The sequence below is a fragment of the Niallia sp. FSL W8-0177 genome (assembly GCF_038006285.1).
In the GTDB taxonomy this organism is placed as follows: Bacteria; Bacillota; Bacilli; order Bacillales; family Cytobacillaceae; genus Niallia; species Niallia circulans_A.
The window spans coordinates 878,021-896,500 of sequence record NZ_JBBOUX010000001.1 but is presented as its reverse complement, the minus strand read 5'-3'; the positions used below and the strand labels follow the sequence as shown (position 1 = coordinate 896,500).

Below are 18,480 nucleotides of genomic sequence, written 5' to 3'. Positions count from 1 at the left end.
CTAATTTATATAATAAAAATTATTTCTCATTTTTTTTGAATTCCTTTTACCTTACTAAATGAAGCTTATCCTTTTATTTTAATTTTACTTTTATATCTCCTTTAATATAGTTTGGATAAGCAGCCAATTCGAGCTTTAAAGGATTTTTATACATTGTGTTATCAAAAGATAAAATCCAACTTATTTCTTTGTGCGAGCTTCTACTTTCTATCTTAGGAATGGAAAATTCTTTTCCATCTGCAGCAATTGCAGTACTAAAGAGGCCTTTTGGATCTTCCTCACTATTCGAATTCATAGAAAATTCCACTTGTGATTTTGATGTTTTCCCTAGTTTAAGCCTATCGTCTTTCGGACTGTTTATTAATGTATTTGTTTCTGTATTCACGATAACCATCGCTTCTTCTTTATCAATCGCCATTAGTTTATTGATCCGCAAATAAAGGTCCTTTGGTTTTTCAAAATAATTTGATTGGAGATAATACATTTTTTCATACTTACTCAAAGTTGTATTCACAATACCATTTGCAATAGACGACCATACTTCGCCGTTCTCATTTTCCAAGCGCATATCTTCAAATCCCAAAATTTCCTTTGTATTCGCTGGATCGAATGCTACCTTTACACCAATTCTTAAAGGATAGACAATCATTTCTTCAATCGTCATTTTTTGATTCTCTACTTCCACCACTTGGTTTATTGGATAAGTAATCTGCTTCTTTACATTTTCCTTTAGCTCAAAAGGAATCAGAAACTTTATTTCTTTGTTATCTATTACTGTAATGAATTCAAAATTAAACTTTAATTCCTTAAAGGAAAAAGGTTTAACAAATTGGTATTCCACCTTATCTTGAAATTCATTTTTGATATCTTCAGGAAAATCATTGCTTTGTACATGCTCAGGAAATTCTTCTTTATTAAAAAGATTAATATCCTTTATCTTTCCACCAGTTAGAGACTTAGTAGATTGTAATGTATAAAAAATATTTATTCCTGATTCATCCATAATCACTCCATCAATCGTTAACGTTAAATCACCTTTTGTCTCAGAAACATCTAGCTTTTGATAATAATCATTTTCGATAATGGCAGAATACCCTTTATCTTGTTCAATATAACCAATCAACCATTCCATTCCAGGGATGGATGAGAGGGCATTTGCGAAGGTTGGAGAAATCCGAATAGATGTTACAAAGGAAATGATGATTATTGCAGCAATTGCAAGCCCGATTAATCTTTTTTGTTTTTTCTTCGCCCGATTTTGTTCCTGTTTAGCTTTCAAAATTCCGCTTAATATGGCTTCTTCGGCTTTTTCGAGCGGTAATGTTGTTTTTTCTAAGTCAGCCTTTAACCTAGACAATCTTTGTTCCTCTTCTTCATACATGATCACTCGCTCCTTTCTCTTTAAAATACAGCCGAAGCGTTTTTAGTACTTTATGTAATCGAGACTTTACCGTTCCTTCTGGAATATTCTCTATTGCGGCGATTTCTTTGATTTTCGTATTTTGAAAGTATTTTAAATAGATTAATTGCTGGTCTTCATGTGATAACATTCCAAGGGCTTCCTTTAGTTCGATTAATGATTGGTTTTGGTGGACAGATACGTCATATAGTTGTTTATCAGAAATAATCCGATTCTTTCTCTTTACTTGATCTTGACAGTAATTGATCATAATCCTTGTCAGCCATGTTTTTAAATAGGCTGGTTCGTTAACGGTATGGATCTTTTTATATGCCCGATAGGTTACTTCCTGCAAGGCTTCTATTGCCGCATCCTCGTCTTTGAGAAATGCTAAAGCAGCTCTTAGCAGTGATTCTTTATGTAATTGCATGACTTCCAAAAAGGCATCATCATCTCCTTTAATAGCTTTCCTGCTAGTCTCTAACTCTTCCAATTAATCACCTCCTCTTTGCTCCTATACATTAGACTTTCTACTTTGGAAAAAGTTCACGAAAGAACAAAATTATATTTTTTTATCTAAGAGCAAATTATACATGAAATTCAAAGTATAAAAAAAGCCGCTAAGACAATGTCCTAACAGCTTCCCTTTCTTTAATATAATCCCTCTGTTTCTTCTTTCGTTACGATATAAATATTTTTTGTCTGGGTATAGCCATCTAAGATGCTCTTATATGTTTCCCTGCCGATGCCTGATTTCTTGTAACCGCCAAATGGCGCTCCCGCTGGCAGTTGATTATACGTATTCACCCACATTCGGCCTGTTTCCACACTTCTTGCTACACGCAATGCTGTATTAATATCTCTTGAGAACACCGCTCCTCCAAGGCCAAACTCTGATTGGTTAGCAAGCTCAATAACCTCTTCTTCGGTCTTAAATTTAATGACTGTTGCAACTGGGCCAAAAATCTCTTCTTTGGCAATACGCATATCATTAGTGGCATCAGCTAAAATCGTCGGAGCCATAAATGCCCCATTTTCTAATCCGTTATTTATGAGTCTGCACCCACCTGTTACAACTCTAGCACCCTCTTCTTCTCCTATTTTTACATATTCTAAGATTTGCTTTAGTTGCCGTTCATTTATTTGTGAACCCATCACGACATCTTCTTCCCAAGGCAAGCCAACTTTTACATCCTCAAAAGCCAGCTTCATTTTCGCAAGAAACTCATCATAAATTCCTTCTTGGATAAAAATTCGGGAACCAGCACAGCATACTTGTCCTTGGTTAAAGAGGATGCCTAATTGAACCCCTTCTAAAGCTCGCTCCATTGGTGCATCATTGAAAATGATATTTGCTGACTTACCGCCTAGCTCAAGTGTAGAGGGAATAAGCCTTTTGGCTGCGGCCACAGCAACTTCTTGGCCAATTTCTGTCGATCCTGTAAAGGCAATCTTCGCAAATCCCTCATGCTTTAACATATAATCCCCGGAATGAGAGCCGCGACCAGTAATTACATTGACTACCCCTTTTGGTAAAACTTGATCTAAAATTTTGGCCAGCTCCAGCACACTTAAAGAAGTAGAAGATGATGGATGAATGACAACCGTATTGCCTGCAGCAATTGCTGGGGCGATTTTCCACGCGGCCATTAAAAGTGGAAAATTCCAAGGGATAATTTGTCCAACAACTCCGATCGGCTCTTTAATCGAAATAGATAGAGTATCTTCATCAAAGGCTTGGGCAGTTCCTTCTTCGGAGCGAATGACCCCTGCAAAATAGCGGAAATGGTCTGAACTTAATGGCACATCTATATTTCTTGTTTCTCTTAACGGTTTTCCATTATCCAATGTTTCTACTAACGCTAATTTTTCCGCATTTTCATCGATTAAATCGGCAATTTTTAATAGTAAATTACTTCTATCTAATAAGCTTACTTTTTTCCAGGTTTTTAAAGCTTCTGTTGCAGCATCCACTGCTTGATCAACATCTGTATAGGTTGCATCAACAAAGTCAGCAAGCTTTTCGCCGTTACTTGGATTGAAGCTTGCCATCAGCTTCCCTTCCGATCCCTTTTGCCACTGCCCATTAATATAAAGGCCATACTCTGAGTCCAATACAGTTGCTGCATTTAAAGAAGTTGCCATTTTCAAATCCCCTTTTTCTTATATTTAAAAATAAGGTATTGATTACATAGAAAATCAAATGGAAAGCTCTCACCTTATTTTTATCCTGATTATCAAAACACCCTGTTAAGAATGCGTTTACAAATACAGTTATTTTAAGATTGACTCCAATGTGATTACTTTAACAAACTAGCAGATAGTTAAATTATAAAATCCAATATTAGGAATGTCTAATAATAACGTTGTACTTCTTTTTGTTACAATCCCAATTGCCAAGAATGGTTTTTGCTCTCTTTTTTTAAAGACTTGAAGTACTAAACATGACATGCGGCTTCCCACATGTCATGTTCTTCTCGCTTTAATAATCATAGTAGTTGGAAATTTCCTTGCTTTGTATAAGGAATAATAGCGATCAGAGATTTCAGCCTCGACCGTTTCCAAGCTTTTGGAAACCTCACTTTCTATAACAGATTCAATTGTAAATCCTGCTTTAATCAATTCATTTATAAATGTACTCATTTTTCTTTTGGGTATCACTACTGGTGCTTCTTCCCCTTTAAATCTTTGGTATGATGTTAAACCTTCTTCCTGATAAGAACCAGTAAGAGAGATTTGTCCGTTTTGACTTTGCATATACGCATATAGTGGATGATCCCAGCTAAATATAAATACTCCTCCTGGCTTTAAATACGAATAAATAAGTTTAAATGTAGAAGCTAAATCCGTTGTCCATCCAATTGCATAGATGGAGTAAACGATGTCGTAATAAACCTGAGGCAGTTCGATTTCTTCTTCCATCGCAGCACAGTATAAATGGGTAGTTAAATCTTTAAGTGTTTCTTTTGCTGTTTCAATTTGCTGTTCTGATAAGTCTATCCCCCATAATTCACTAGCCCCTTTGTCTGCCATATAAAGCAAAGAATGTCCGCTGCCACAGCCGATATCAAGGACTTTTTTATTTTCTATTTCTTCAAATAGCCTTAATTCCTCTTCTGTTTGGCTAAAGGGACCATAACTTGGTAGTGCATCAATCCCGTTAAAATGATGGGCTACTTTATCCCAGCTTTCTTTATTTTGTTGCAAAATATCTCTCTTCATATTACCCTCCTCTATCGTACTTACTGATTCTACATTCTTCTTGCACTTACCTGCTTGCTTTTTCCTATGAAAAAAACCCGCCAAAATGGACGAGTTTTTCTCATTCTTATTTATTTCTATTAAATATTCTCTTGCTTTAAGCCATCGATAATATTTTCTTTCTTAATTTTGCTGACTGAATATAGCATAGCTGAAGCGACAATGATAAATATGGCAATAACTACATAGAGAATACTCATCCATGGAAGCGCAAAACCATATTCAAATGTATTGCTTATCGACCAGTATATGATAGCTATTACTCCAATACTAATTGGAAGACCATACATCAATGCTTTTATTCCATAAAAAATGCTCTCAAAATAGATCATTTTATTAAAGCCAGTTGGCGTCATTCCAACCGAACGCAGCATAGCAAACTCTCTTTTCCGCAAAGAAATGCTTGTAGAAATGGTATTAAAGATATTAGCAATACTAATTAATGAAATGAGGGTAATAAACCCATACATAAAGACAGACATCATCATAATCATCTGCTCTGATTGCTTACGATCCTTTTCGACATTGTAAATATAGACCGAGCTTGTTTTCAGATCTTCTAATTCCTCTTGGGCCTTCTCTGGATTTTCGCTGTTTAAATAGAGTGTGTAATTCATAACCAAATTTTCATTTTTAAATAATTCCTTTGCAACCTCATCGGATATAATCATGGTAATCGTTCCATAACTATTAGCATCAATCCCCATTATCGTTTCATTGGTAAATGCGCCAATTTGAATCTTATTAAACTTTTCATCCTTTTCCTCGTCCATATTGTAGTGATAGAGATCCATATAATCACCAGGTTTTGCATTCATCACCTTTTCTTCCACAAATTTCTTTTCATATGGATCAAAATAAGAAACGTTCTCTATCACAATACCTTTTGGTACCTTAGGATTTGTATATTCTTGGGAATTAAAGCCTGCAGTTTTAGCATATTTCTGCATAGCTGTATCAGATAGCACAAAGAAGTTCACATTAAATGATAGTTTACCATTCTCCAGAATAGTTTTATCTTTCTTCACTTTTTCTCTATTATTTTTACTTAACACATCTTCAGGAAGGTAAGTGTTCACATAGGTGCTTTTAATTATATTACTTTTTGTAACACTAGGTGCATTGGCTAAAATCTGCATCTCTTCCTCTGTAGTATGAGAATCCCCAGACACTGCAATATCATAATCAATATTTTTCTGTGATAACCCAACTGATTTTTTCATATTATCTGTGAAATATGCTACGGTTAAGAAAAGCAAAATACTTATAACTAATGAAAAAACAGTGGTTTGATATCTTCGTTTATTACGTTTTAAATTTTTCAAGCCAATTTCCGCTTCTAAGCCAAATACCTTGCGCACAAGTTTAGAAGTTTTTACTTTTTTTCCAGATAATTTAATATCTTGTGTTTGTCTAATTGCATCTATTGCTGAAATCTTTGATGCCTTCCTTGCTGGCAGATAGGTAGAAATAAAAATTGTTACAATGGAAATCAGAATGGAAAATAAGATAGAATAAGGCGTTACTACTACATTTAAACCTTCTGTAGTGTTTAAAGCTTCTTTAAAATATTTGTTTATAAAATAGAATGTCGCGCCAATTCCTGCTAGTCCCGCAATGATTCCTATCGGGATGCTGATGCCTCCTATAACTGTGCCTTCAAAAAACACTGAATTTCTTTTTTGTTTCTTCGTTGCGCCGACACTGGAAAGCATGCCTAAATGTCTTGCCCGTTCTGACACACTGATGGCAAAAGCATTATAAATCAATGCCACAGAACCAATTACAATTACAAGTATGATAATTCCTAATAGAGAATACATCGTAACAAGCACATTATCATGTGAAGATACCCCCTCATAACGCAGGAGCTCATCATTAAAATTCACTTTGGCGATAGATAATTTCTTTGCTGAGGATTCCATGTCCTCAAATAAAGATTGCTTTACCTTTTTCATTACTACACTTGCATTGACGCTGCTGTTAGTCGTTAACTCCTTTTGGTCCAAATAGCTAATAACTGTATAGCCTGGTGCCCATGAAGATTCCCATGATGGGGTTTCCATAATCCCCACAATTTTGAATGTAGCTGCTTTTGCTTGCTGGATTTCCTCCGTTTTTTCTCCTTCTTCATTCCTTTGCAAAGGATCTGTTTGTGTTAATATCGTATCTTCTCCATCTGATTTTACATGTCTTTCCCCAATACTAACTTTTATTTCCTTACCGATGGCATAAGAACTATTCCCTTTCTTCCTCATTTCATCAGATATGATAATTTCATTCGAAGATTTTGGATATGTTCCTTCTTTTAAACGAATTGGAAATTGCTCAAATCCTTGCTCATCATATTGTTTAAAAAATAAGTACGGTTTATTATCGTTTTTTGAATCCTTCCATTCCGCATAACCCAAATCATTTGATAAGATAACCTTTTCGATTTTGCTGTCTTTTTTTAGCTCTTTAGCTTGCTCGCTATTCACGCCTATAAACTGCGCATGCCATTCTCCGCCCCTTGCTATCGTATCTCTTTTTAATAAATCAATAAAAGAAACACCAAGGGTGGCAACAGCTGTCAGCATACTGACAGAAATAATGACGCCAATAATCGTCACTAGTGTTCTTCGCTTGTTCTCCTTTAAATTTCTCAAAGTAAGTTTATTCATTATATTCATGGACGAATCACCTCATTTTTGGCGATTTTTCCATCCTCAACCGAAATGACACGATCCGCCTGTAAGGCAATCCGTTCATCATGGGTAATAACAATAAGTGTTTGATTATAGGTTTTATTAAACATTTTTAATAGTTCCATAATCTCTTCACTATTTTTACTGTCTAAATTCCCTGTAGGCTCATCTGCCAGCATAATTGCGGGATTACTGATAAGTGCTCGTCCAATGGATACACGCTGCTGCTGTCCCCCAGATAATTGATTAGGCAGGTGATCTAATCTTTGCTGGAGACCTAATATCGAAACAATGCGATTAAATTGTTCTTTATCTACCTTGTGATTATCTAATAGAAGAGGCAGCGTAATATTTTCTTCTACCGACAAAATGGGGATTAAGTTATAAAATTGATAGATAAGACCAATTTGTCTTCTTCTAAAAATAGCTAATTGTGTTTCATTTAATTGATAAATATCTGTATTATCTACAAAAACTTTTCCACTTGTTGGTCTATCTACCCCACCTAGCATATGAAGCAAAGTCGATTTCCCTGACCCAGATGGTCCAATTATCGCTACAAACTCACCCTTATTAACAGAAAAGGATACGTTATCCAATGCTTTAACAGCTGTTTCCCCTTTTCCATATACTTTAGACAGATTTTCTATTTTTAAAATTTCCATTTATTCGCCCTCCAATTACTTGATGCTCTTAGTCTACCTGTCTAAAGTGACTATTGAGTGACTTTAAAGTGACAATTTAGTCACTTTAAATGGTTGATAGCTCTTTTGTGTTAATTTATTGATATTGGGGGTTCTTTGGTTGAACACTACTTTTTCGAATTCCCGCTTTCATTAACTCTATGAACACCATTTTTCCTTGCTGCCCAACCAGTTTTGGCTTTCATCCTCTTTATGAACACCATTTTCCCTTCCTACCGAACCAATTTTGGCTTTCATTCCCTCTATGAACACCATTTCCTTCCTGCCCAACCAATTTTGGCTTTCATTCCCTCTATGAACACCACTTTTCCTTCCGGTCAAACCAATTTTGGCTTTCATTCCCTCTATGAACACCATTTTCCTTCCTGCCCAACCAATTTTGGCTTTCATCCTCTTTATGAACACCATTTCCCCTTCCATCCGAACAAATTATGGCGTTCATTCCTTTAATGAACGCCTCCCCACAGTAAAACGAATTCTCTTTTTCATCTATTCTAATTTCCGCTATCATCCATAATTCAATTTCACTAAATCACTTGTTTATAGAATTTAATATGAAAAGTAGTTCCTTTTCCTATCTTACTTCTTACTTCAATATCCCCATGCTGGCTTTTTATAATACTATAGGCCATTGCTAAGCCTATGCCGATGCTGTCTTCACTAGCATTTTCCCCTTTATAAAATCGTTTAAAAATATAAGGTAAATCTTTTTTAGCGATGCCTTTGCCGTTATCGTGAATAACTATTTCTGTAAACAAAACATTTTCTGCGAAACTAATGTGTATTTGTCCACCTTCTCCGGTGTGTTCTACACAATTTTTTAAAATATTTATTATTGCTTCTACTGTCCAGTTAAAATCACCTATGTATGTAACACTATCATCTCCAGTAATCTGCAAAGTCTGTTCTTTTATATCGATCGGAATTAATACTGGTTCAACCGCCTTATGAATTAGTGCTTTCACAACTACTTTTTCCTTTTTAAAAGGAATCGTCCCAGCATCCATTTTCGATAATTTCAGCAAAGAAGAAACTAACCACTCCATTCTTTCCAGCTGTATCGAGATATTATTCGTAAACTCACGCCGTTTTGATTCCTCTAGATGGGGATTGCTTAACAAGTCAGTCATTACCACCATGGAAGTCAGCGGTGTTTTCAATTGATGAGAGATATCAGAAATTGCATCTGTCAGTTTCAATTTTTCCTGACGAAGAAGTGAGCTATGTTCAGAAAGCATTAAGGTAACTTTATAGATATTATTTTTTAAAATACTTAATTCACCTTCGACATTGTCGCGGATGTCCAGACTTTCATCTCCATTACTTATTCGCTGTAAGTAGCTCGAAAGGTTTTCTATTTCCTTATAACGGAATCTTGTAAATAAAAAAAAGCTAATAAAAATAATGCTGATAACGCTAAGCAAATATGCGGCCACAGCGAAAGAAAAGACGGTAAGCGCATATATAATCGCTACTATGCTTATGATTGCTAAAATAAGTATCAGTACTTTCCATTCCCGATTACGAAGCATTACTAGTCACCTACCTTATAACCAAGACCACGGACAGTTTTTATAATGGTTGGCTTTTGGGGATTATCTTCTAATTTCTCGCGGAGCCTTTTAATGTAAACTGTTAAGGTATTGTCATTAACAAAATCCCCTGCAACATCCCAGATTCGCTCCAATAGCTGTGTCCTTGTTAAAACTTGGCCTAAATTATTGGCGAATATCAAAAATAACCGGTATTCCAGGGCCGTGACTACTACTTCTTCATCCTTTTTATAGATCTTTCCTTCCAAAGTATTAATACGTATATCGTCGATTTCGATGAAAGTAGTATTTTGGGGCTGTACATTGTAGCGGCGCAATACGGATTTTATTCTTGAAAGAAGCTCTCTCAGGCGAAACGGTTTAGTAATATAGTCATCTGCCCCCATATCAAGTCCCATTACTACATTAACTTCATCATCTAATGCCGTTAAAAAGATAACGGGCTTATCTGATTTACTTTTCACAAGCTCACATAATTCATAACCAGAACCATCTGGCAGAGACAAGTCAAATAAACATAGATCGATATGGTTAAGCTCTGCCTCTATCGTTTTTCTCGCGTCTTTGGCATCATGACAAATAATTGTTTCATAATTTTCACTTTGTAAACTGTAATCTAAACCAGAAGCAATTGTTTTATCATCTTCAACTATTAGTATTTTCATTTTCTACTCCCATAAGTTTTCTTTTCTGTAATTATTCTAAACGATTGGTACATAGAGTGAAAGGTCTTCCCTTATAAAAAGGAAAAAGCTAAAAAATTGATTCAATATTAATAAGTAAATTTAGCATACGATTAAATATGTCTGTGAATACTAAAACAAAACCAACTAAAGGAGTTTTTTGAGATGGACGCGAGACCAAAACCATTGAATATAGATTTAAAACAAACTGACCTAAGTGAAAAGCTAACATCAGCGGAATTAGGTAAACTTTGGGCAACGTATATGGGCAACAGCATGTCAAAATGTTTTCTCCATTATTTCCTTCAGCATGTCGAGGATTCTGATATTAAAAAGCTATTGAAAAACGCCTTAAAGTTGAGCACAGAATTTTTATCTATATCAGCAGAAATACTTTCAAAGGAGAATTTTCCATTGCCAAAGGGTTTTTCCCTAGAAGAAGATGTAAACCTTCATGCTCCTCGTTTGTTTGAAGATGAATACTATGTTCATTATCTTAAGTATGCCGCTAAGGCTGGAATAAGCATTTATAACGTAGCTATTCCCCTTGTTTTTCGAAAGGATGTAAAAGAATTTTTCCAATATTGTATGAGTTCTACCGTACGTTTAATAGAGCAAATTAAGGAAATATTAATGAAAAAGGGCTTCACCCGTAAACCGCCTATTATTCCCATTCCTGAAAGTCAAATGTTTGTTCAGAAGGATTTTTTAAATGGGTATTTTGGACATGTGAGATCTTTACATGCTTTAGAAATAGCACATCTTTACGATAATATCGAGAACAATGTTGCGAGTAAAGCATTGATAATGGCATTTAGTCAGGTTGTCCAACAAGAAGAGATTCGAGAACTCTTTATAAGAGGAAAGAACTTTACCGATAAACATGTTGAACAGTATATGGAAAAACTACATAATGATCATTTACCAACACCATCGTTTCTTGATCACTTAATTACAACATCAACCGTTTCTCCTTTTTCGGATAAAATAATGTTATTTCATAAAATGGATATGTTTTCGATGAAAATCAGATCCTTTGGAAACTCAATAGCTGTAAATGGTCGGCATGATATTGCCTTTATGTATACAAGAGCATTAACACAGATAGGTTTATTTACAGAAGATGCTGCTAAAATTATGATTAAAAATGGCTGGATGGAGCATCCACCCTTTGCAGTGAAACGTGAAAGCTAAGGTATTTCATTCATAAAAAAAGGTATCTGGCTAAAATCCACATACCTTTTTCTCTTTGCTATTTAACAATTAATTATTGCTATCTGCCATCTCTTGAAGTTCATTAACCGTAACAAATGTATACCCAGCTTCTGTTAGTGTTTTTAAAATTCCTTTTAGCGCTTTTCGTTCTTGCCCTGTCTTATCATACATTGGGTGCATCAAAATAATGGACCCTGGCTTTACTGACTCTTTCACATAGTTTATCTTGTCTTCTGCTGTCTGATAATACGTATCAGGCTCCATGTTCCATAGAATCGTATCTATTTCTGCTTGTTTCAAGAAATAAGGAAGCCCAACTAGCTTCTTTCCATTAGGCGGTCTGAAGTCTATTTCACCTGTATAACCAGCTTTTTCAATTAATTGATTTGTTTTTTCTACTTCATTCCTTATAAAAGCTTGCGACTTAAATATCATACGCTCATGTGAGTATGTATGATTTCCAAGTTGATGTCCATTTTCCGCAATTTCCTCTGCCAAAAGAGGATTTTTTTCTATTTCATTTCCAATTAGAAAAAAAGTTGCTTTTGCATCGTAAGCATCTAGTAAGGACAGAATATCATCTACATTTTTAGTAGGTCCATCATCAAATGTTAAAGCAACTACTTTCTCCTTTGTCTTTACATAATCGGTTAATCCACCGAATAATTGAAAAGATCGAGCGTTCATTAGTTGATAGGCACCAAATAGGATAAGCAACAAAACCAAAAAGCCAATTAATATCTTCCATCTTTTTTTCATTCCAACAACCTTTCTTTACTTTATTTTTGCCGCTATAATTATATCCTCTTCTTGCCCCCTTATCTATTATTTAGTGACATAAAGAAGATGGAGAAAACGATTCCTCGTTTTCTCCATCTTCTTAAAGTTTAAAATGGTTATTCTTTGTTTTTTTTCTTATCAATTGTTCCTTCTGTTAAACTATCATTTGCTTGATCATGCGTTTCTTTCAATCCTTTTGAAGCTTCATCCTTTTGTTTCTTCTCGTCAGGCTGATGAGTTTTGCCTGCAGGGTTTGTGTTTGAATCTTTATTCATTTTAAAACGCCTCCCATTATTTCATGATGTATATATTTATCTACTAGATTTATACCACCATTAATAGATTAGGAAACATTCCATATTACGAACCGGTTGACCGATAGTGACGCACACCAACTATCCACACAAGAATACAAGGAAGGATAAATAGAATACCTGCCAGCGGTGTTAGCATATATAACCATTCTGCTTCTCCTCCCTTACCAAGGAGGTAAAGCAAAGGTAAATAATTGACAGCGCCAAAAGGAATAACAAAAGTAAAAAAACGCGTCACCCATTTTTGATAAATATTTAATGGATACTGAGCCATTTCCCTGCCACCATCGGTAAAAATATTAGCAATCTCCAATCCTTGAATGGTCCAAAAGCTAAGAGTCGCTGCCAAAATAAATATTCCTGTAAAAATAAAAACACCACTTAAAATCATTAACAATAGGGTGATGCACTTCATTATGTTCCAATCAATTGCTAGATTAAATAAAGCCCACCCTAGAACCATAACACTCTGCAATAACCTTCCCACTCTTGTAAATTCAAATTTCGAACCTAACACTTGTATAAAAGTCGTCCTTGGTCGAACAAGCAATCTATCAAAATCACCGCTGGCAACAAGACTGGAGAAATTATCAAATCCTCTTGCGAAGCATTCACTTAATGCAAAAGCCATATGAATGACAGCAAAACAAAGACCAACCTCATAAAAATCCCAGCCTTTAATTTGCCCAAACCTTTCAAACAAGAAATATAATCCAGCAAAGGCAGAAAAGGGAACAAGAAACTGCCCTAATGACAATAGCCAAAAAGACGTTCGATACTGCATTTGTGATTTAAATAATAGCAGAAGGTATTGAAAATAAAGGCGCATAATATTTACCCTCCTTGTACAATGACTTTTTTCATCGCTTTATGTAATGCCATTTTCCCAAGAAACACAAGTGCTACCAGCCATATTAATTGAATCATGATTCCTTCAACTGCTTCGCTGTTCGGAATGTTACCAGAATAGACTCGAAACGGAAAATCTGCCGTTAATCGGAAGGGAAGAAGGTAAACAATTTGCTGAAGCCACTCTGGCAAAAGCGGAATAGGTATTACCATTCCAGCAAAGAACTCCCCTACTACACCAAATACTAACAGAGATCCCATTGGGGAAAGCGTAATAAAAACGGAAATATAAATAAACATAGAAATAGACACTAATACGAACAATCCTAATAAGAGGGAAATACAAAATAATATAAATGTTTTTAAATCTGGCGGTAACATTAGCCGATAAGCAGACGGAAGGAGAAATGCCAGTAATAGTATGGGGAAGCACCTTAGCAGCGCACTTGCTAACCGCTGCGCTAATAACTTACTAAACCAGTATTCATAAATCCCAATTGGTCTGCATAACTCATAGGCAATATTTCCTGTCGTTATTAAATCAAACAATTCATTGTCACGAAACCATAGCATAATAAACGCTAAAAAAGATTGCTGCAACCATAAATAAGTAACTAATTCTTCCAAGGAAATCGGCTGTTCTCCCATCGTTTGTGCATAAAAAGCTTGAAAAATCATAATATAAATAAATCCCCAGAAAAACTGTGTAGCCACTCCCGCTAAAGCGGCTGCCCGGTATTGCATCCCATTTAATAATCGTAATCTTAACACAGCCACATATGGTTTAATTATCCTCATATTTCGTACTCCTTATAAAGCTGTACAATAATATCTTCAATCGGCTGTGATGTTACAGAAACGTCGACAAGATCCAGAGAATGAGACAATTGCATAATAACTTCCGAGACAGAAATTACCGATGTATCTACACTTAAAATGGCTCTTTCCTCCGTCCAAGAAAGAATATCGGCTCCTGGAATTTCAATTGGTGCATTGCTAGATTTATAGTCTGCAGTAATGGTACGATGGGAGCCAAAACGGCTTCTTAATTCCTGCAAATTCCCATCATATAACAGGCTCCCTTTTCCTATTAGAAGAACACGGTCACATAGTGCTTCGATATCAAACATATCATGTGTTGTCAGGATAACCGTTACGTTCTTTTGTTTATTGATTTTTTTTATAAAATTTCTTACTGCTATCTTGCTTACTGCATCAAGACCAATGGTAGGTTCATCTAAGAAGAGAATTTGTGGATTATGGATAAGAGAAGCAGCAATTTCACAACGCATCCGCTGCCCTAAACTGAGCTGTCTTACTGGTGAATGTATGATATCTTTTAACTCGAGTGTTTCCATTAATAACGAGAGTGTTTCCTTATAGTCCTTGTCTGATACATGATAAATATCTTTTAAAAGGGCAAATGAATCAATTACTGGGACGTCCCACCATAGCTGGGATCGCTGCCCAAAAACTACGCCAATATTTTTCACATATTCTACACGATCCTGCCAAGGGGTATAGCCCATAATTTCACAAGCGCCGCTGTCTGGTACTAGAATACCACTCATTACTTTAATCGTCGTTGATTTTCCTGCTCCATTTGGACCGATATACCCCACAATTTCTCCAGGATTTATTGTAAAACTTACATCCTTTAATGCATGGACAATCGTATGCTCCCTTGAAACAAGAGCTTTCAGTCCTTCTCGAAGACCTGCTGCCCTCTTCGCAACCTTAAAGGATTTATTGATTCCCTTAACCTTAATCAATGCTTCTCCCTCCTTTTCAAAAGAAGAATATAATAGCATTTTATTGAAGATTTTGTCAATATATTTTTTTGATTTTTTCAAATCTTTTGCCACTCAAAAAAACAAAGCCTGAAACCGATATGTAAATCAATTTCAGGCTCTATTTTTAAAAGAAATCTATTAATTTGCAGATTGTTTCCACTTAATTTGATAAATCACCAATAACAAGATAAACCAGACTGGTGTAACAAATAATGCAACTCTTGTATCTTCAGCAAGCGCTAATACAACAAGGACAAACGCTAGAAAAAGAAGAATAAGATAATTTGCAAATGGAAAGAGTGGCATTTTAAATTTATTTTTTGCCGCTAGTGCTGGGCGTGATTTACGATACTTTAAATGACAAAGAACAGTAATTGCCCAAATAAAGATAAAGCAAACGGTCGATATGCTTGTGATTAACGTAAATACGCCTTCTGGCATGATGTAATTTAAAATAACAGCAATTAACACGACAATCACAGAAAAGAATAGCGCATTTGATGGCACTTGATTTTTTGTTAATTTAGCAAGAGATTCTGGTGCATTCTTTTCCTTTGCCAACGCAAACATCATTCTGCTTGTGCTAAAAATCGCACTGTTACAGGCTGATGCTGCGGAAGTTAACACGACAAAGTTCACAATTCCTGCCGCTGCTGTTATCCCAACAGCCAGGAATACTTGAACAAAAGGACTTTCAGCGGGATTAATGGCATTCCAAGGGTAAATACTCATAATAATAAGCAATGCCCCCACATAAAAAATTAAAATTCTTATCGGAATATTATTAATTGCCTTTGGAATAACCTTTTCAGGATTCTCAGTTTCCCCAGCTGTAAGCCCTACTAATTCAATTCCTACAAAAGCAAAAACAACCATTTGAAAAGAAAGAATAAACCCATTCATTCCATTAGGAAACATGCCGCCATGATTCCACAGATTGGTAAAGCTTGAAGGACCCGCATCTGTTGAAAAGCCTTTTACTATCATAATGAAGCCAATAATAATTAATGCAATAATGGCAATAACTTTAACTAAAGCGAACCAAAATTCCATCTCTCCAAAAAGCTTTACTGTAGCTAAGTTCATAATAAGTAAGACAATTAAAGCAATAAAACCTGGTAACCATTGAGGTACATGAGGAAACCAAAGCTTTGTATACAAGCCGATAGCAGTTAAATCTGCCATTGCAATCGAAATCCAACAAAACCAGTACGTCCATCCTGTTACAAAGGCAGCTTTTTTGCCAAAATAGTCATTTACAAAATCTACGAAGGAATGATATTCCAGATTAGATAAAAGCAGTTCTCCTAGTGCTCGCATAATCAAAAAACAAATGATACCAGTTATGATGTAGGCAAATAGAATAGATGGGCCCGCTAAGTGGATTGATTTACCAGCCCCTAGAAAAAGCCCTGTTCCTATTGCTCCTCCAATTGCAATTAATTGAACATGTCTGTTTTTCAATCCTCTAGACAATGTTTCTTGCTGCATGTTTAATCACTCTCTTTTCAGTTATACTATTTAAATTTTTTTATGTAACAAGAGTTAACGAAATATAGTTTAGCACATTCTAAGACAAGATACACGAATCTCTGTATTTATCGAATTGCAAAAGTTTCTTTTAAAAAACAATCTTTCATTTTAGGTTTGGAAAAGCAGATTATTGGACTATAAAGTATTAATACTATTCTATTGCTCCCACTTGCAAGAGAAGGATGTTTTATTAAGAAAAAAAACTATTATTAGGTTGCAATGCAAATATCAGTAACCTACAATATTTGATAGAAGTATCTTTAGGAAAATGAATCATCACTAAGAATGTTCAAATTATAGGAGGAAGCATTCATGCCCAATACATATCAAGGAACCAAATTAAAAGTTTTCGCACTCAATTCGTCGCTAGAACTAGCTCAAGAAATCGTGGATCATCTTGGTACCGAATTAGGAAAATGTACAGTCAAAAAATTCAGTGATGGTGAAATTCAAATCAATATTGAAGAAAGTGTCCGCGGCTGCGAAGTATTTGTTATTCAATCTACATGTGATCCAGTAAATCAAAGTATTATGGAATTGCTTATCATGATAGATGCGTTAAAACGAGCTTCTGTTAACACTATTAACGTTGTTATTCCGTATTATGGATATGCACGTCAAGATAGAAAAGCTCAGCCAAGAGAGCCCATTACCGCTAAGCTAGTTGCCAATTTAATTCAAAAATCTGGTGCAGACCGTGTGATAACTTTAGATTTACATGCACCACAAACACAAGGCTTCTTTAATATCCCAGTTGATCAATTAGTAGGTATCCCGCTCCTTGCCGATTATTTAAATACGAAAGAATTTTCACATGATGTTGTTGTAGTTGCCCCAGACCACGGCAGCGTAACTCGTGCACGTGAGCTCGCAGACCGCTTAAAAGCACCTATCGCTATTATCGATAAACGAGGCCCAAAAGATTTCGGTCCACGCGAAGTAAACGTTGTTGGTAATATTGAAGGAAAAACGGCAATTATTATAGACGATATAGTGGATACCTCTTATCGAATTACTACTGCCGCGAAAGCCTTACTTGATAATGGCGCTGAAGACATATACGCATGCTGTATTCATCCTGTTTTATCTGAACCAGCTATTGATATGATTCAAGAATCACAAATTAAGGAATTGATTGTAACAAACAGCATTCCACTTACGGAAGAAAAAAGAATCGACAAGATTACACAGTTATCTATTGCTGAATTACTAAGTGATGCCATCAGCCGCGTTTATGAACATAAGTCAGTAAGTGTGTTATTTAAATAAACCGTATTAAGCAAAAGGGTTGTCCTGTTGGACAGCCCTTCTGACTGTAAACAAACTCCGGTATTTTGGAAATGGAAGTTTGAGTAAAGAAACTTTATTCTTTGAATCAAGGTATTGCTTTCCGCTCCGGGGGGTTCGCTTTCCGTGAGGCTCGCGCTGAGCCGCTTCGGCCTTCAGCCTGTAGGGTCTCAGGCTGTCTCGCTAATCCCACAGGAGTCTCACCCCCTCCACTCCAAGCAACGCATGAAAATGCAATTCCACTTCTCCAAAATCTTTTGTCGACAAACTGAAGGGTTGTCTTATAGGACAGCCCTTTTTACTATAAAAATTCTAATTTAATAAACGTGTTTCCATCCTATAGGGAGAACCATTTAGCACTCTACTTCAAATCTAGCAAGATCCAATTATATACAAATAGACTCCGGCAAAAAATCCATTTC

The 18,480-nt window shown here is 35.6% G+C and carries 18 protein-coding genes; 2 read left to right on the top strand and 16 right to left on the bottom strand.

The window, feature by feature from the left end; translation table 11 throughout:
• Positions 1–73 precede the first annotated feature (73 nt).
• From NST77_RS04280 to NST77_RS04235, 10 genes are all read right to left on the bottom strand, one after another.
• Positions 74–1,381, bottom strand: a complete 1,308-nt coding sequence (locus NST77_RS04280; protein WP_163186627.1) for a DUF5643 domain-containing protein — start codon at positions 1,379–1,381, stop codon at positions 74–76.
• Positions 1,374–1,892: a sigma-70 family RNA polymerase sigma factor gene (locus tag NST77_RS04275; RefSeq protein WP_163186629.1), complete on the bottom strand. Its 519-nt coding sequence runs from the start codon at positions 1,890–1,892 to the stop codon at positions 1,374–1,376. The genes NST77_RS04280 and NST77_RS04275 overlap by 8 nt, the downstream gene beginning before the upstream one ends.
• 158 nt (positions 1,893–2,050) lie before the next feature.
• Positions 2,051–3,544, bottom strand: coding sequence for an aldehyde dehydrogenase family protein (locus tag NST77_RS04270; RefSeq protein WP_123259667.1), 1,494 nt, complete (start codon positions 3,542–3,544; stop codon positions 2,051–2,053).
• A gap of 168 nt (positions 3,545–3,712) precedes the next feature.
• Positions 3,713–3,850, bottom strand: a complete 138-nt coding sequence (locus NST77_RS04265; RefSeq protein ID WP_163186631.1) for a hypothetical protein — start codon at positions 3,848–3,850, stop codon at positions 3,713–3,715.
• A gap of 15 nt (positions 3,851–3,865) precedes the next feature.
• Positions 3,866–4,621: a class I SAM-dependent methyltransferase gene (locus NST77_RS04260; protein ID WP_249878829.1), complete on the bottom strand. Its 756-nt coding sequence runs from the start codon at positions 4,619–4,621 to the stop codon at positions 3,866–3,868.
• A gap of 119 nt (positions 4,622–4,740) precedes the next feature.
• The gene (locus tag NST77_RS04255; protein ID WP_163186635.1) at positions 4,741–7,332 is read right to left on the bottom strand and encodes an ABC transporter permease; all 2,592 of its coding nucleotides are present in this window, start codon (positions 7,330–7,332) and stop codon (positions 4,741–4,743) included.
• A complete protein-coding gene (locus NST77_RS04250) occupies positions 7,329–8,012 on the bottom strand; it encodes an ABC transporter ATP-binding protein (protein WP_047941584.1) in 684 nt (227 codons plus the stop codon). Before NST77_RS04250 ends, NST77_RS04255 begins: the two co-directional genes overlap by 4 nt.
• Before the next feature lie 177 nt (positions 8,013–8,189).
• Positions 8,190–8,441, bottom strand: a complete 252-nt coding sequence (locus NST77_RS04245; protein WP_341122754.1) for a hypothetical protein — start codon at positions 8,439–8,441, stop codon at positions 8,190–8,192.
• 137 nt (positions 8,442–8,578) lie between these two features.
• On the bottom strand, positions 8,579–9,583 hold the full coding sequence (locus NST77_RS04240; RefSeq protein ID WP_123257364.1) for a sensor histidine kinase: 1,005 nt from the start codon (positions 9,581–9,583) through the stop codon (positions 8,579–8,581).
• A 2-nt stretch (positions 9,584–9,585) separates the two neighbouring features.
• Positions 9,586–10,269 (bottom strand): response regulator transcription factor, encoded by a 684-nt coding sequence (locus tag NST77_RS04235; protein WP_123259670.1) that lies wholly within the window; start codon positions 10,267–10,269, stop codon positions 9,586–9,588.
• Between the two features lie 183 nt (positions 10,270–10,452).
• Between NST77_RS04235 and NST77_RS04230 the strand changes: the two genes are divergently transcribed.
• Complete coding sequence (locus tag NST77_RS04230; RefSeq protein WP_095333171.1) at positions 10,453–11,481, top strand: DUF3231 family protein; 1,029 nt, start codon at positions 10,453–10,455, stop codon at positions 11,479–11,481.
• A 69-nt stretch (positions 11,482–11,550) separates the two neighbouring features.
• Here NST77_RS04230 and NST77_RS04225 read toward each other — a convergent pair whose 3' ends face one another.
• The 6 genes from NST77_RS04225 to NST77_RS04200 form a co-directional block, all read right to left on the bottom strand.
• Positions 11,551–12,261: a polysaccharide deacetylase family protein gene (locus NST77_RS04225; protein WP_341122753.1), complete on the bottom strand. Its 711-nt coding sequence runs from the start codon at positions 12,259–12,261 to the stop codon at positions 11,551–11,553.
• Between the two features lie 137 nt (positions 12,262–12,398).
• Positions 12,399–12,557, bottom strand: a complete 159-nt coding sequence (locus NST77_RS04220) for a YozQ family protein (RefSeq protein WP_095333175.1) — start codon at positions 12,555–12,557, stop codon at positions 12,399–12,401.
• Between the two features lie 85 nt (positions 12,558–12,642).
• Complete coding sequence (locus NST77_RS04215; RefSeq protein ID WP_095333177.1) at positions 12,643–13,425, bottom strand: ABC transporter permease; 783 nt, start codon at positions 13,423–13,425, stop codon at positions 12,643–12,645.
• 5 nt (positions 13,426–13,430) lie between these two features.
• A complete protein-coding gene (locus NST77_RS04210; protein WP_217279807.1) occupies positions 13,431–14,243 on the bottom strand; it encodes an ABC transporter permease in 813 nt (270 codons plus the stop codon).
• Entirely contained in the window at positions 14,240–15,217 is a 978-nt protein-coding gene (locus tag NST77_RS04205; protein WP_171509489.1) for an ABC transporter ATP-binding protein, read from the bottom strand. Before NST77_RS04205 ends, NST77_RS04210 begins: the two co-directional genes overlap by 4 nt.
• A gap of 159 nt (positions 15,218–15,376) precedes the next feature.
• Complete coding sequence (locus tag NST77_RS04200) at positions 15,377–16,729, bottom strand: amino acid permease (protein ID WP_095333179.1); 1,353 nt, start codon at positions 16,727–16,729, stop codon at positions 15,377–15,379.
• Positions 16,730–17,083: 354 nt separating this feature from the next.
• On the opposite strand from NST77_RS04200, the gene NST77_RS04195 reads away from it, so the two are divergent.
• Positions 17,084–18,040: a ribose-phosphate diphosphokinase gene (locus NST77_RS04195; RefSeq protein WP_095333181.1), complete on the top strand. Its 957-nt coding sequence runs from the start codon at positions 17,084–17,086 to the stop codon at positions 18,038–18,040.
• Positions 18,041–18,480 lie beyond the last annotated feature (440 nt).